We start from the raw sequence: 14706 nt of genomic DNA, 5'->3' as shown, positions 1-14706 counted from the left end.
ATGGCAGCGGGGCACACGCACAAGCTCTACCGGCACGCCCACTCGCCGGTCCACGAGCTGCCCCCGCACACCAAGCTGGCCGCCGTCCTCGGCTTCGTCGTGGTCGTCGTCTCGACGCCCCGCGAGGCCGTCTGGGCCTTCGCCCTCTACGCCCTGCTCCTCGCGGGCGTGGCGGCGAAGGCCCGCGTCCCGGCCGGCTTCCTGCTGAAGCGGCTGCTCATCGAGGTGCCGTTCGTCGCGTTCGCGCTGCTCATGCCCTTCGTGGTCCCCGGCGAGCAGACCACCGTCCTCGGGGTCTCGCTGAGCGTCCCCGGCCTGTGGGGCGCCTGGAACGTCCTCGCCAAGGGCACCCTCGGTGTCGCCGCCTCCGTGCTCCTCGCCTCCACCACCGAACTGCGCGAGCTGCTCCTCGGCCTCCAGCGGCTGAAGCTGCCCCCGCTGCTCGTCCAGATCGCCTCGTTCATGATCCGGTACGGCGACGTCATCTCCGACGAGATGCGCCGGATGTCCGTCGCCCGCCGCTCGCGCGGCTTCGAGGCGCGCGGCGTCCGTCACTGGGGCGTCCTCGCCAAGTCGGCGGGCGCGCTCTTCATCCGCTCGTACGAGCGCGGGGAGCGGGTCCACCTCGCCATGGTCAGCCGTGGCTACACGGGCACGATGCCGGTCATCGACGAGGTCACCGCGACCCGCGCCCAGTGGACGTACGCGGCGGCGCTCCCGCTCACCGCACTTCTGATCTGCCTCCTGGGATGGACCCTATGACCGCCCCCTCGACGCCCGTCCCCCCGACGACCGCCCCCTCGCTCGACGTACGGGGCCTGGCGTACGCCTACCCCGACGGCCACCAGGCCCTCTTCGGCGTCGACCTGACCGTCGGGCGCGGCGAGCGCGTCGCCCTCCTCGGCCCCAACGGCGCCGGCAAGACCACCCTCGTCCTCCACCTCAACGGCATCCTCACGGGCGGCGCGGGCGGCGTCACCGTCGCCGGGCTGCCCGTCGGCAAGAAGCACCTGGCCGAGATCCGGCGCAAGGTCGGCATCGTCTTCCAGGACCCCGACGACCAGCTGTTCATGCCGACCGTGCGGGAGGACGTGGCCTTCGGCCCGGCGGCGGCCGGCCTCCGCGGCGCCGCACTGGAGGCCGTCGTACGGAAGGCCCTCGACCGGGTCGGGATGGCCGAGTACGCGGACCGGCCGCCGCACCACCTGTCGTTCGGGCAGCGCCGCCGGGTCGCCGTCGCGACCGTCCTCGCCATGGAGCCGGAGATCCTCGTCCTCGACGAGCCGTCGTCCAACCTGGACCCGGCCTCGCGCCGCGAGCTCGCCGACATCCTCCGCTCGCTCGACGTCACCGTGCTCATGGTCACCCACGACCTGCCGTACGCCCTGGAGCTCTGCCCGCGCGCGGTGATCCTCAGCGAGGGCGTCATCGCCGCCGACGGGCGGACCGGCGACATCCTCGCCGACGAGGAACTGATGGCCAGGCACCGCCTGGAGCTGCCGTTCGGCTTCGTGCCGAGCTCCGTGGCCTGAGACCCCGGAATCGGCCCTCCTCCCGCCGCGTTGCACCATGGGGGGTCGGATCGGCGATGGAGGAGTGGGACGTGGACGTCCAGGGCACGGTGGCGGCGGGCTGGGAGCCCGTCAGGGACGCGTTCCTGCGCAACTTCGAGCAGCGCGGCGAGCGCGGGGCGGCCGTCACGGTCCACCACGACGGGGCCGAGGTCGTCGACCTGTGGGCGGGCGCCCGCGACGTGGACGGCGAGACCCCCTGGGCCGCGGACACCGCGCAGGTCGTCCGCTCGGCCACCAAGGGCGTCGCCGCCGCCGTACCCCTGCTCCTGCGCCAGCGCGGGCTGCTCGACCTGGACGCCCCGGTCGCCGCGTACTGGCCGGAGTTCAAGGCGGCGGGCAAGGACGGCGTGACCGTACGGCAGCTGCTCGCGCACCGCGCCGGAGTCCCCGTCCTGGACCGGCCGCTCACCCTCGCCGAGGCCGTCGACCTGGAGACCGCGACTCGCGCGATAGCCGCCCAGGCCCCCGTCTGGGAGCCCGGCACGGCCCACGGCTACCACGCCCACACCTTCAGCTGGCTGCTCTCCGGCCTGGTCCACCGGGTCACCGGCCGAACCATCGGCCGCTGGGTCGCCGAGGAGATCACCGCCCCCCTCGGCATCGACCTGTGGATCGGGCTCCCCGACGCCGAGGCCCACCGGGTCGGCCGCCTCGGCCCCGTCGAGGAGACCGAACCGCCCGGCGGCGCCCTCAAGCTCCGCCCCAAGCGCTCCGTCACCGAGGCGTACCAGGACCCGCACTCCCTGACCCGGCGCGCCTTCGGCGTCATCGACCCCAAGCCCGACGAGAACGACCCGGTCTACCGGGCCGCCGAACTGCCCGGCTCCGCCGGGGTGGCGACCGCCCGTGCCCTCTCCCGCTTCTACGCGGCCACCCTCGGCCCCGTGGACGGCGCCGAGAGCCTCTTCACCCCCGACACCCGCACGCTCGCCCGGACCGAGGAGTCGGCGGGCGCGGACAAGGTGCTGCTGGTCGGCACCCGCTTCGGCCTCGGACACATGCTGCACGGACCGGCGTCCCCGCTCCTCGGCCCCTCGTCGTACGGCCACCCGGGGCGCGGCGGCTCGCTCGGCTTCGCCGACCCCGACGCCGGCATCGCCTTCGGGTACGTGACGAACGGCATGCGCAGGACGGTGACGGCGGATCCGCGGGCGCAGGCGCTGGTGAGGGCGGTCGGGTCGGTGGTGCACGGGGCGGTGTGAACCGCTCCCGGCCGGGCCGGCGTCGGTGATCTCCCCGACCTGACATTCCCGCGGGCGCGACCTGACATTCTGCGCTTCCGGGGCGCGGACCGGTGATCACTCGGGCGTTAGCGTGTGCCCGCTCCACCGTTCGGTGGACCAGGCGCACGGGGGCGCATGTGATCGAGATTTCGTTGACGACGTCCGAGCACGGGACCCACGCCGGAGCCCTGCGGATCGCCGACAGCCGGCTGTGGGAGACGTTCGGCAGCATCGGGCTGCTGTCCGCCTACCGGGGGCTCGCGCCCTGGCCGTACACCAACTGGGGGCGGGCGGCCCGCCGTTCGCTGATGCGGGCCGACGTGACCCTGCCGGGGTGGCTCGTCCACCTCTTCCGGGCCGGCGGCGGCACCCTGCCGTCGTTCCTCCTCCCCGTCCCGTCCTCGGCCCGGCAGCCGGACCTGGCGGACGAGATCGCGATGCTCCGCGAGGTGTCCCCGGCCCGGGTGCGCGAGGAGCTGAAGCGCTGGTTCCCGCAGGGCGTCCCCGTCGAGGTGCGCCCGCTGTACGCGGACCCCGCGGCGCGGATCGCCGACCTGTGCGCCTTCCTGCCGCGTTACGCACGCGCCGCCCTCACCCCGTACGAGGCGCCCCTGCGGACCGTCACGGACGACGACATCCTGCTCCGGGCCCGCGTGCTCGCCACCCAGGGCCCGGACCGCCTCCTCGGCACCCTGAACGGGGCCGTCTCGCGGCGCGGCGACGTCCTGCGGCTGCACGCCGGACCGCCGGGCAGGATCGCGGTCAAGACGGACGTCTCCCGCATCGTCCTCGTGCCCCTGGTGTTCGGCCGGGGGGCGTCGCTCCTGGGCTTCGCCCCGAACGGGGTGGCGGCCGTGTCGTACCAGGCCGAGGGCGCCGCCGTCCTGGCCTGCGAGATCCGGCCCGGGCGGCGGGCGGGCGGCCGGGCCGACGAGGGGGCCGACGAACCCGCGCGCGGCGACCGGCTGGAGATCCTGCTCGGCCGCAGTCGGGCCGGGGTGGTCCGCGGCCTCGTCGCACCGACGACGACCTCGGACCTGGCGGCGACGCTCGGCCTTGCGCCCAGCACCGTCTCCGAGCACCTCACGTCCCTGGTGGCCGCGGGCGTGGTGCGCCGGCGCCGGGCGGGCGTGCGGGTGCTCTACGAACTGGACGCCTCGGGTGTCGCGCTGCTCAGGCACCTGGACAACCGGCGTAAGGTCAACGCGCCGTCGTACGAAACCACTTGAACCATGCCGTACCGAGGAGGAACCCCATGACCGCCGACGCCGTGACCGACGCGACGCCCGACACCGGGACGTACGAGAAGCTGCTCGCCCTGCTGGACGAGCGCGGAGCCGCCTACCGGGTGATCGAGCACGCCCCCGAGGGCGGCACCGAGGCGGTCAGCGCGCTGCGGGGCCACACCCTCGCCGAGGCGGCCAAGTGCATCATCGCCATGGTGAAGATCGGCAAGAAGGAGAAGCGCTTCGCGCTGGTCGTCGTCCCCGGTGACCGGCGGATCGACCTGAACGCGGTGAAGGCGCTGTACGGCGGCACGTACGTCTCCTTCGCGTCCCCGGAGATCGCGGAGGACCTCGCGGGTTCGCCGAGCGGCACGATCCTGCCGTTCGCCTTCGACGAGCGGCTCGAACTCCTCGTGGACCCCGATCTGCTGACGCACGGTGAGTTCTACTTCAACGCGGCGCGGCTCGACCGCTCGATCGCCCTCTCGTCGGAGGACTACAGGGCGATCGCGGAGCCGCGCGTGGAGCGGGTCTCGACGGACTGACCCACGGGAGGCATCAGGCCGCTCAGGCCATGGCGGGCGTCAGCGCCAGCAGCATGCCCAGTCCGACCAGCACGGCCCCGATGACCTTGTTGAGCACGGTCTGCCGCTGCAGCAGCCGGGACCGCAGGGCCTGGTTGGAGAAGAGGACGGCGGCGAGGCCGAACCAGACCAGGTGGGCGAAGGACATGAAGAGTCCGTAGCCGACCTGCTGGAAGACGGGGGTGTCGGCGCTGACGACCTGGGTGTACGTGCTCAGCACGAACAGCATCGTCTTCGGGTTGAGCGCGTTCGTCAGAAAGCCGGTGCGCAGCGCGCCGGCCTTCGAAAGGCCGCCGTCCTCCGAAAGGTCGATGTCCACCTGGGCCTTGGTGACGAACGTCTTGTAGCCGATGTACACCAGATATGCGGCACCGATGAGTTTCATCGCCGTGAAAAGCATCGGCGTACGCGAGACCAGAAGTCCCACACCCAGCATGGTGTAGGTCACGTGGACGAGAACGCCGAGCGCAATTCCGACGGCCGCGAGAACGCCGGCGGTCCTTCCGTACAGATAACTGTTGCGGACGGTCATCGCGAAATCCGCGCCGGGGCTGATGACAGCCAGAATGGTGATGACCGCCACGGCGATGAGCTGACCCATGTTCCCGACTTCCCGCCTTCTCGCTCACGTACTCGCTCAAGAGGTGAGCGGGTGGGAGGCTCCGGGGCCGCGCGGACCCCGTCGCCTCCCACCCGCCCCTGACATCAGGGCTTGTGACGGTAGGTGATGACCAGCACGTCGCGCGAGGCCGGGGCGGCGGGGTCGATCTGCTCGATCGGCGAGACGCCGTGGTAGACGCGCTCGTCGTTGACGAGGGCCACGTCGAGCGGGTCGGTCAGGGAGAACTTCTCGACCGGCTGCTTGTCCAGGTTGAAGACGGTGCTCTCGCCGCCGGTGGCGTTCGAGCGGCCGACCATCGCCATCAGGACGAACGTGACACCGTCGCGGTGCACGCCCTCCGGCGTGGGCAGGCCGACCTCCTCGCCGTCGACCTCGATGCGGAACTGGTGGGCCTCGATGTGCCAGCCCGAGTACGGGGCGAGGCGGCCGAAGATGTCACAGCCGAGGGTGAGCAGGCTGTCCATGGTGCGGCCGCGCAGGATCTGCTCCTCGAACGGCTCGTAGTGCCGGGCCACGCCGCCGTTGAGGGTGTTGTAGTCGAGCCCCTGGTAGTGCGGCTGGTGCGCCTCGACGACGTAGTCGGCGCTCGCGCGGGGCGCGCTCAGGGTGGCGTGCCGACGACGGCGGTAGCGTCCGCCGTCCGCCATGTAGCTGTCGAGCGGCATCCGCGACCAGCTGTCGCGGAACGGCTCCAGGTCGTCGAGGGCGGTCTCGGAGCGCTGGAGGAGAAGCTGCTTCACCTTCTCGCCCGAGATCAGGTCGTAGCTCCGGGAGGAAAGGGCCTCGGCGATTTCCTCGACACCGGACTGATACGTGGACATGGTTTTCCCCCTGGTGAAAGCGTGGTCGTCGGCGAAGTAGATCGTGGTATTCGCGCCAGGGGTGTGTCAAAGTCTTTCGGCTCTGGCCGAATTGCGGTAGCTGTGCTTTCTTCCCGCATATAGCAGGGGGTAATTGATGAACGGCATGTTACGGAGGGCTGGCGCGGCCGGGACCCGGATGTTGAGATCGGACGCATGGACCTCAGGGAACGCTTCGGCGGATACGCGGTACTGATCACGGGCGCGGCGCGCGGCATCGGCGCGGCGACGGCGCGTCGGCTCGCGGCGGAGGGGGCGAGGGTCCTGGTCACGGACGTGGACGAGGCGGCGGCGCGGAAGACGGCGGCGGGGATCCCGGGCGCGGAGTACCGGCACTGCGACGTGGGTGACCAGGCCTCGGTGGACGGGGCGACGGCCTACGCGGTGGAGACCTTCGGGCGCCTGGACGTCCTCGTCAACAACGCGCTCGGCCCGGTGGCGCCCGACCGGGACCGCTTCGAGGACGAGCCGGACGCGGTGTTCACCGTCCAGCACGACGTCACCTTCATGGGCGCGGTCCGCTGCTCCCGCGCGGCCCTGCCGCACCTGGCGGCGGCCGGCGGGCGCGGGGCGATCGTGAACATCGGCTCGGTCAACGCCGAGACGGACTTCGGCAACCACGCCTACAGCGCGGCGAAGGCGGGCCTGGCGTCGCTGACCCGCACGCTCGCGGGCGACGCGGCGGGGCGCGGGGTGCGGGTGAACCAGATCAACCCGGGGACGATCGCGACGACGGCGTGGTCGGGCAGGGACCGCGAACTGAGGACCCTGGCCGACCGGGTCTACCCGCTGTCGCGGGTGGGCACCCCGGAGGACGTGGCGGCGGCGGTCGCCTTCCTGGCCTCGGCGGACGCGTCCTGGATCACGGGCACGGTCCTGCGCGTGGACGGCGGCCTGCTGGCGGTGAACACGCACTTCGCGGAGGTGCTGGGGGACTGAGACCGACACGGCGCGGCCACGGGCGCGGCCACAGATGTGGACTCCGCCCGGAGCCGGGCGTCCTCTCCCGTCGCCCGGGCCGCGGCCGCCCGGTTCCGGCCGCGGCCACCCCTCACATCGGCTCGGCCGGATCGTGCCGCACCGCCCACACGCTCTCCCGCTCCTACTCCTCCGCGACCCTGGCCAGCAGCCCGGCGCTGTCGTCCGGCCCGAGGGCCACCGCCTGGAGGTGCTCGAACATCGACGTGTAGCGCCGGATCTCCGTCTCCGACTCCAGGAACAGATCGCCGGCCGGCGTATCCAGGTAGACCAGCCCGGGATCGTCCGCGTGGGGGAAGTCCAGGTGGACGAAGCCGCCCGTCATGCCGGCGTGCGCGCCCCTCTCGAAGGGGATCACCTGGAACGTGACGTGCGGCTCCGTCATCAGGGCGAGCAGGTGCCGCGCCTGGCCGCGCATGACCTCGCGGCCTCCGACCGTGCGTCGCAGGGCCGCCTCGTCCACGATCGCCCGGAGCTGCAGGGGGTGTTCCTTGGTGAGGAGGGCCTGGCGCTCCATGCGCGCCTGGACGCGCTGGGCGACCTCCTTCCGGCTGGCCACCGGGAGGACGCCCCGGACGACCTCCGTGGCGTACCGCTCCGTCTGGGCGAGCCCGGGAACGAACAGCGACTCGTAGTTGCGGACCGTCCGCGCCTCGGCCTCGAAGCCGATGTACGCGGTGTACTCCTCGGGCAGTTCCGCGTGGTACGGCCGCAGCCAGCCCTGATCGTCCGCCCCGCTCCGCAGGGCCAGCAGCGCGGCGCGGTGCGCCTCGTCGGCCCGGTAGGCGTCCAGCAGGCTGACCAGCGTGCGTCGTTGGGGCCGTGCCCGTGATCTCTCGATGCGGTAGAGCGTCGCCTCGTTGATCCCGGTCCGCCGCGTGACGTCCTCGCGCGTGAGCCCGGCCTCGGCGCGAAGCCTTCTCAACTCCGCCGCGAGGCGCCGGAGTCGGACGGTCGGCGGGTGCGGTCGCCTGGCCGGCATGGTGCGTTCCCTTCTCTGCCGGGCGGGTGTCCGCGCGGGTGCGCGGTCACCGCGCCGGTCCTCAACTCGTGGAACGCCGAGGGGGAGTTCGCAAGCCTTGCATTCTTCCGGCGTGCGCGGGCATCCTGTGATGGCGATCACGTGCCGTGTCCCGGGCGTAACAGTGAGTTGATCTTGCTGGTCCGTACGAGAAACAGCAAGACCCCCGCGACCGCGCGAACGGCCGGGGCGTGACCACCGCTTCGAAGGAGCGTCGACGTGAGCAACCCTGGCGTCCGCCTCGCCGGCCCGGTCCGCCGGCTGTTACCGGCCCCGCCTGCCGTGGGGGGTGGGTCGAGGTGAGCGCGGCGGGGGCGCACCACAGGACCGCCCGGCGGCCCCGGCTCTGGGCGTTACGGCCCGACCGGACGGGCAGCGGGACCATCACCGAGGCCGAGTGCACCACCTGCCTCGACGGCTCCGGCGCGGCGGACGACGGGCGGGGGCCAGCCGTCTGGTGCCTCTCCCACGCCCAGGCCACCGGTCACACCGGCTTCCGCCGCGTCCGTACGGACTTCTTCCGCGCGTCCTGGGACGGCCCGGCCCCCGGGGCGGGCGTGGGCGTCGGCGTCGGCGGCTGACACCACCGAGACGCCCGCCCCTGCCCGGCCCCCGCGCGTCCCGGAACCGCCCCGCGCCCGGCCGCCGACCGCCCGCCCCGCCCCCCTCTCAGCCGGCGTGCAGCATCAGTCCGATGCCTGCCACCATCAGGCCCGCCGCCGCGACCCTCGGGCCGCCGAAGCGTTCCTTGAAGAACAGGGCTCCGATGGCCGCTCCCACGATGATCGAGGACTCGCGCAGCGCCGCGACCGGGGCCAGCGGCGCCTTCGTCTGGGCCCAGAGCACCAGGCCGTACGCGGCCACCGACAGGACCGCGCCCAGCAGCCCCCGCCCCGCGTACGGGCGGAGCTGGGGGAGCAGAGCCGCCCGGCGGGTCCAGAGGGCGTACGCCGGGATCGCCAGGCCCTCCAGGACCATCAGCCACGCGATGTAGCCCAGCGGCGTGCCCGAGGCGCGGACGCCGACACCGTCCACCACCGTGTACAGGGCGATCGACAGGCCCGTCGCGCCCGCCGCGAGCAGCGCCGGCCAGTGGGGGCGCGCCCCCTTGCCCCGGATGCCCCACACCGCGAGGCCCGTCAGGCCCGCGCACGCCACCGCGACGCCCAGCAGCTGCCAGCCGTCCGGTATCTCGTCCACGAAGACGGCCGCGAGCGCCGTCACGGCCAGCGGGGCCGTACCGCGCGCGATCGGGTACATCTGGCCGAAGTCGCCCAGCGAGAACGAGCGCATGAGCAGCACCATGTAGCCCACGTGCAGCAGCGCGGAGACCGCCAGGTACGGCCACGCCTCCGCCGCAGGCAACGGCACGAAGAAGGCCGTGACCAGGCCGATGAGGGCGCCGCCGCCGGATATCAGCGTGAACGAGAGCAGCTGGTCCTTGATGTGGTGCGCCAGCGCGTTCCAGCTCGCGTGCGTGACGGCGGCGACCAGGACGGCCAGCGTGACGAGCGGCGTCACGCCGAGGGCTCGCGGACGTCCACCAGGGTTCCGCCGGCGTGTGCCACCAGCGCCTTCGGGTCGAGCGCGAACACCGTGTGCGGGTTGCCCGCCGCCGCCCACACCCGCGCGTGGTCGAGCAGGCCCCGGTCGGCGAGGACCCGGGTCCGGGTGCGGTGCCCGAACGGCGGGACGCCCCCGATCGCGTACCCGGTCGTCTCCCGGACCGCCTTCGCGTCCGCCCGGGTCACCTTCCCGGCGCCCAGCTCCTCCCGTACCCGCTCGACGTCCACCCGCGAGGCGCCGTCCATCAGCACGAGGACCGGGACCCCGTCGGCCGCGAAGACCAGCGACTTCACGATCTCCGACACCTCGCAGCCGATGGCCTCGGCGGCCTGCCGGGCCGTGCGGGTCTCGTCCGGGAAGCGGCGGATCTCGACGTCGAGCCCCAGCTCGTGGAGCGCTTCGGCGAACCGGGGGTGGGCGAGGGATGTGCTGTCGTCAGCGGTCATGGCCCGCACGCTAGCGGTAGTTGTACGGGCCATGCGACCGGGTTACGGGGTCAGTCCGCGTTCAGCACCTGCGCCACGATCGGGCCGGCCGCCGTCGCCCCGTGGCCGGCTCCCTCGACGAGGGCCGCCGCCGCGAGGTCGTCCGCGAACCCCGTGAACCAGCTGTCCGAGGTCTTCTGGCCGTCGACCTCCGCCGAACCGGTCTTGGCGCCCTTGTCGCCGCGCACCGAGGCCATCGGGCCGACCGCCGTGCCGTAGCTCGCCGTGGCCGTGGTGCGCATCATGTCGCGCAGCTGTCGTGCCACCGAGGGCGGCAGCGCCCGCTCGGCCTTGGCGAAGGGCCGGTCGTCCAGGTCCGCCGCGACCAGGTACGGCTGCCGGAACCGTCCGTCCTTCGCCGTCGCGGTGATCGAGGCGACGTTCAGCGGGTTCATCTGCACCGTGCCCTGGCCGATGTACTGCTCGGCCGCCGCGCCGCCCGTCGCCTCGGGGACGGAGCCGTCGACCGACCGGATGCCGGTCTGCCATTCGAGGCCGATGCCGAAGACCTCCTTGGCCTCGCGGGCCAGACCGAAGTCGTCGCCCTCGCTCTTCTCCACGTCGTCGATCTTCTTGATGAAGGCGGTGTTGCACGAGCGGGCGAAGCTCTCCCCGAAGGTCGCGCCGTTCCGCGAGAAGCCCTCCAGGTTCTCGATGGTCCGGCCGTAGTACATGGCGCTCGGCGGGCACTCGGCGACCTGGTCCGCCTTGACCAGGCCCTTCTCCAGGAGCAGGGCCGCCGTGACGATCTTCATCGTGGAGCCGGGCGCCTTCGCGCCCGAGAACGCCGTGTTGAAGCCGCCCGCCGGGCTGTTGGCGACCGCCCGTACGGCACCCGTCGACGGCTGGACCGCGACCACCGACGCCGAGCCGTACGCCTTCACCGCCTTCTCCGCGGCCGCCTGCACGCCCGCGTCGATGGTGGTCCTCAACGTGCCCGGCTTCCCCTTCGACAGGACGAGGAGGGTGGAGTCGGGCACGGACTCGCTGCCCGAGTCGATCCACGTCTCGACACCGGTCTCCCCGCCCGTCTTCGCCCCGTACCGCGTACGCAGCTCGTCCAGGACCGGCCCCAGCGAGGGGTACTTCTCAGCCGTCAGCTCGGCGCCGTTCCGGTCGACCGCCTTCACGGGGGGCGTCTTCGCGACGCCCGTGCGCAGCGTCGCGGCCGCCGTGAGGAGCTTGGGGTGGAGCACGGACGGCGCCCACTTCACCAGCGCCCGGCCGGTGGTCTGCCCCCGGACGACGGTCAGCCGCGAGGTGTACGACCAGGGCTTCGACACGTCCTCGTACGTGATCGTGGCGTTCACCGTGAACGGCACGGTCGTCCCGACCGGAGTCCCGGGCGTGATCACCGCCTTCGAGATCTTCGCGCCGTCCCGGTAGGCCGCCACGGCGGGCCCGGCCGTCACCGGGTCGTTCGTCAGCTGCCCGGCCTTCTCCGGCTCCCCGGCGGCCCAGGCGGCGAGGAAGTCCCGCGCGACGGTGGTGACTTCCTCGCCCGTGACGGGCCCCGTTCTCGGCGCTTCGGCGGAATTGGACCGAGGTGACTTCTCACCCCCCGTGACGCCGTTCCAGAGGTTGTAGCCCCCGTATCCGACCCCGCCCGCCACGACGACGAACACGCCCCCGACGATCGCGACCTTGGCTCCACTGCGCATGGCTGCGCTCCCCTCCCCGTGTGAACCCACGAGTCAAGCAGCGCCCCATGCGTGTGTCGAGCACCTTCCGGCCTCTCCGTCACACGGGGAGCCGGGCGTCAGCCCTGCGGAACCGCGACGTACGCCTCCTTGGGCGTGGTGGTCGGCGCGTAACGGGAAGCGGCGGGCGCGGTCGGGAACAGGTCCCGGTGGATCACCTTGGCCACGGCCTGGATCGTGGTCACGCCGTAGTTCATCGTGCTGTTGCCGTCGGTGAGCACGGTGATGGTGTAGTCGTGGCCGCCACCCTGGAACGTGCCGATGCTGTGCACGCGCCAGCCGCGCGTGGCGCGCTGCAGCCAGCCGTTCTTGACCTGCTTGGACACGGAGGAGGGGGCGCCGGCGGGGGTCCCCCACCTCTGCGAGGTGATGACCTGCCCCATGAGCTTGAGGATGTAGGCGCGGGAGTTGTCGCTCAGGACGGTGTTCCTGGCGGTGATCAGCGAGAGCAGCCGCTGCTCGTCGGTGACGTTGATCCGGGTGAGCCCCCAGTAGCCGCCGGACCCCGGCACCGTCCGCGTCATGCCTGCGGCCGCCAGGAAGCCCTTCACCTTGGTGACGCCGAGCTGGTTCCACAGGGCGGTGGTGGCCGCGTTGTCGGACTTGGTGATCATGGCGGTGGCGAGGCTGGACTCGCGTGCGGTCAGGTACCGGTTGGTCTTCTTGGCGTCCCAGAGGAGCGTGGCGAGGACGGTCACCTTCACGACGCTGGCCGAGTCGTACGCGGTCGTCGCGCGCAGGGTGCAGGTGGTGTTCGTGGTGCGGTCGCGCAGGCCGACGGCGACGGTACCGGAGCGCGTGGAGAGGGCGGCGGTGATGTCCCGCTGCAGCTTGGCGGCGAGCCCGGCCTTGCCGGACGTACAGCTGACCTGCGGCGCGGTGGCGGCGGAAGCGGGTGCCGCGCCCGCGACGACGGGTACGAGCATCCCGGCGGCGACCACGACCGGAAGCACGCGGGCACGCAGGGATATGCGGTGAGTCATGTGGGGTCCCCCTGGAGACGAAACGAACACGCATACGGCGCGCTCGCCTTACATGACTCCTGAGCGTGCGGATGGTTGTACGAATCCAGGGGGAACGGCGGCCGGGGCTACACCCAGGTGTCGAGCCACATCCGGTTCCGCCATTGGTCCAGCGGAATCGGGGTGCCCGTGTAGATCGGCCAGAAATAGATGAAATTCCAGACGATGAGAAGAACGACGCAGCCCGCCGCCACCGCGCCGAACGTGCGGCGCCGCTCCGACGAACCCGCGGGGCCGACGATCGCACCCAGCATCATCGCCACCGCCAGACACAGGAACGGAACGAAGACCACCGCGTAGAAAAGGAAGATGGTGCGCTCCTGGTACAGGAACCAGGGGACCCAGCCGGCCGCGATGCCACAGGCGATCGCGCCCGCCCGCCAGTCGCGGCGGAACGCCCAGCGCCACAGGATGTACAGGATCGCGAAGCAGGCGGCCCACCACAGGAGCGGGGTGCCGAGGGCCAGGACCTCCGCCGCGCACTTCTCCTTCGCGGAGGCCGGGCAGCCGCCGGTGCCGGGCGCGGGCGACTCGTAGAAGTAGGAGACCGGGCGGCCGAGGACGATCCACGACCACGGGTTCGACTCGTACGTGTGGGGCGAGGTGAGGCCCACGTGGAAGCTGTAGACCTCGGACTCGTAGTGCCACAGGCTGCGCAGCCACTGCGGCAGCCAGCCCCAGGTCCCGCCGCCGTCCAGCTTGTCCTGGTCGGCGGCCCAGCTCCGGAAGTAGCCCTTGTCGCTGACGATCCAGCCGGTCCACGTCACCAGGTACGTGGCGATCGCGACCGGGACGACGGACACGAACGCCGGGACCAGATCCTTCTTGATCACCGCGAGGTACGGGCGGACCGCGCCGGCCGTCCGGCGCCCGCCGACGTCCCACAGCACCGTCATCAGGCCGAAGCCCACCATGACGTACAGACCGTTCCACTTGGTCGCCGCCGCGAGGCCCAGCGTCACGCCGGCCGCGATCCGCCACGGCCGCCACCCCAGGCGCAGCGTCTCCGCGATCTCCGCGTCCGGCCGCAGCACGCCCTCCTCGTCCTCCGGGAGCGCGCCCGCGAGCCGCTTCCGGGTCCGGTCGCGGTCCAGGACCAGACAGCCGAAGGCCGCCAGGACGAAGAACATCAGCACCTGGTCGAGGAGCGCCGTCCGGCTCATCACGAAGTGCAGACCGTCGACGGCGAGCAGCAGACCCGCCAGACAGCCCAGGAACGTGGAGCGGAAGAGACGCCGGCCGATCCGGCACAGCATCAGCACCGACAGCGTGCCGAGCAGCGCCACCATGAAGCGCCAGCCGAACGGCTCGAAGCCGATCAGCTTCTCGCCGACGCCGATGACCCACTTGCCCATCGGGGGGTGGACGACATAGCCGGGGTCGGTCGGCACGAGGACCGCGCCGGGGTCGCTGAGGACCGTCTTGTCGATGTCCTTCGGCCACGCCCCCTCGTACCCCTGGTTGATCAGCGCCCAGGAGTCCTTGGCGTAGTACGTCTCGTCGAATATCACCGCGTTCGGCCTGCCCAGGTTCCAGAACCTCAGCAGCCCCGCGACCGCCGTGACCAGGAGCGGACCGCCCCAGGCCATCAGCCGCCACAGCCGCTCGGACCGGTCGGGGCCGATGCCCAGCAGCGACATCACGCGCTCGGACGGGCGGACGTACGGGGGCACGAGGCGCTCCCGCAGCCCGATGGGGGCGGCGCGTCCGGCGGGCGGCACATAGCCGAAACGCCGGAGCCGCTGGTGCCACGAAGAGGGCTCTGCCACGGGCTCTGCCATGGGGTACTGGCCCTCCAGGGCCTCGGGTGCGGTACTGGTCACCGCGCCATCGTAGGGAACGCGC

The 14706-nt window shown here is 72.3% G+C and carries 15 protein-coding genes; 7 read left to right on the top strand and 8 right to left on the bottom strand.

Going from position 1 to position 14706, the window contains the following annotated elements; all coding sequences use genetic code 11:
• From cbiQ to ACIP8Z_RS35005, 5 genes are all read left to right on the top strand, one after another.
• Positions 1 to 762, top strand: coding sequence for a cobalt ECF transporter T component CbiQ (gene cbiQ / locus ACIP8Z_RS35025; protein WP_402090626.1), 762 nt, complete (start codon positions 1 to 3; stop codon positions 760 to 762).
• Positions 750 to 1532 carry an energy-coupling factor ABC transporter ATP-binding protein gene (locus ACIP8Z_RS35020; protein WP_402090624.1) on the top strand — a complete coding sequence of 261 codons (783 nt, stop codon included), beginning with the start codon at positions 750 to 752 and terminating at the stop codon, positions 1530 to 1532. The genes cbiQ and ACIP8Z_RS35020 overlap by 13 nt, the downstream gene beginning before the upstream one ends.
• Before the next feature lie 71 nt (positions 1533 to 1603).
• Entirely contained in the window at positions 1604 to 2776 is a 1173-nt protein-coding gene (locus tag ACIP8Z_RS35015; protein ID WP_402090622.1) for a serine hydrolase domain-containing protein, read from the top strand.
• A 173-nt stretch (positions 2777 to 2949) separates the two neighbouring features.
• On the top strand, positions 2950 to 4026 hold the full coding sequence (locus ACIP8Z_RS35010) for an ArsR family transcriptional regulator (RefSeq protein ID WP_402090620.1): 1077 nt from the start codon (positions 2950 to 2952) through the stop codon (positions 4024 to 4026).
• A gap of 26 nt (positions 4027 to 4052) precedes the next feature.
• Positions 4053 to 4568: a YbaK/EbsC family protein gene (locus ACIP8Z_RS35005; protein WP_402090618.1), complete on the top strand. Its 516-nt coding sequence runs from the start codon at positions 4053 to 4055 to the stop codon at positions 4566 to 4568.
• A 22-nt stretch (positions 4569 to 4590) separates the two neighbouring features.
• Here the strand turns inward: ACIP8Z_RS35005 and ACIP8Z_RS35000 are convergent, their stop codons facing one another.
• Both ACIP8Z_RS35000 and ACIP8Z_RS34995 read right to left on the bottom strand, forming a co-directional pair.
• A complete protein-coding gene (locus ACIP8Z_RS35000; protein ID WP_073916102.1) occupies positions 4591 to 5208 on the bottom strand; it encodes a LysE family translocator in 618 nt (205 codons plus the stop codon).
• Between the two features lie 104 nt (positions 5209 to 5312).
• Positions 5313 to 6050 (bottom strand): 2OG-Fe dioxygenase family protein, encoded by a 738-nt coding sequence (locus tag ACIP8Z_RS34995; RefSeq protein ID WP_402090615.1) that lies wholly within the window; start codon positions 6048 to 6050, stop codon positions 5313 to 5315.
• Positions 6051 to 6245: 195 nt separating this feature from the next.
• Here ACIP8Z_RS34995 and ACIP8Z_RS34990 point away from each other — a divergent pair, with 195 nt between their 5' ends.
• Entirely contained in the window at positions 6246 to 7028 is a 783-nt protein-coding gene (locus ACIP8Z_RS34990; protein ID WP_402090613.1) for an SDR family NAD(P)-dependent oxidoreductase, read from the top strand.
• A gap of 163 nt (positions 7029 to 7191) precedes the next feature.
• On the opposite strand, the gene ACIP8Z_RS34985 is transcribed toward ACIP8Z_RS34990, so the two are convergent.
• Positions 7192 to 8049: a helix-turn-helix domain-containing protein gene (locus ACIP8Z_RS34985; protein WP_402090611.1), complete on the bottom strand. Its 858-nt coding sequence runs from the start codon at positions 8047 to 8049 to the stop codon at positions 7192 to 7194.
• A gap of 338 nt (positions 8050 to 8387) precedes the next feature.
• Between ACIP8Z_RS34985 and ACIP8Z_RS34980 the strand changes: the two genes are divergently transcribed.
• Positions 8388 to 8669 carry a hypothetical protein gene (locus tag ACIP8Z_RS34980; protein ID WP_402090609.1) on the top strand — a complete coding sequence of 94 codons (282 nt, stop codon included), beginning with the start codon at positions 8388 to 8390 and terminating at the stop codon, positions 8667 to 8669.
• Positions 8670 to 8757: 88 nt separating this feature from the next.
• Here the strand turns inward: ACIP8Z_RS34980 and ACIP8Z_RS34975 are convergent, their stop codons facing one another.
• From ACIP8Z_RS34975 to ACIP8Z_RS34955, 5 genes are all read right to left on the bottom strand, one after another.
• Positions 8758 to 9609, bottom strand: a complete 852-nt coding sequence (locus ACIP8Z_RS34975; RefSeq protein ID WP_402090607.1) for an EamA family transporter — start codon at positions 9607 to 9609, stop codon at positions 8758 to 8760.
• Positions 9606 to 10100: a YbaK/EbsC family protein gene (locus tag ACIP8Z_RS34970; protein WP_402090605.1), complete on the bottom strand. Its 495-nt coding sequence runs from the start codon at positions 10098 to 10100 to the stop codon at positions 9606 to 9608. The genes ACIP8Z_RS34975 and ACIP8Z_RS34970 overlap by 4 nt, the downstream gene beginning before the upstream one ends.
• A gap of 50 nt (positions 10101 to 10150) precedes the next feature.
• On the bottom strand, positions 10151 to 11800 hold the full coding sequence (locus ACIP8Z_RS34965; protein WP_402090603.1) for a penicillin-binding transpeptidase domain-containing protein: 1650 nt from the start codon (positions 11798 to 11800) through the stop codon (positions 10151 to 10153).
• A gap of 98 nt (positions 11801 to 11898) precedes the next feature.
• The gene (locus ACIP8Z_RS34960) at positions 11899 to 12822 is read right to left on the bottom strand and encodes a serine hydrolase (protein ID WP_402090601.1); all 924 of its coding nucleotides are present in this window, start codon (positions 12820 to 12822) and stop codon (positions 11899 to 11901) included.
• A gap of 107 nt (positions 12823 to 12929) precedes the next feature.
• Positions 12930 to 14684: a dolichyl-phosphate-mannose--protein mannosyltransferase gene (locus ACIP8Z_RS34955; protein WP_402090599.1), complete on the bottom strand. Its 1755-nt coding sequence runs from the start codon at positions 14682 to 14684 to the stop codon at positions 12930 to 12932.
• Between the last annotated feature and the right edge of the window lie 22 nt (positions 14685 to 14706).

This window comes from Streptomyces sp. NPDC088553, assembly GCF_044752965.1.
Classification (GTDB): Bacteria; Actinomycetota; Actinomycetes; order Streptomycetales; family Streptomycetaceae; genus Streptomyces.
This window is presented reverse-complemented; position numbering and strand designations above follow the sequence as displayed.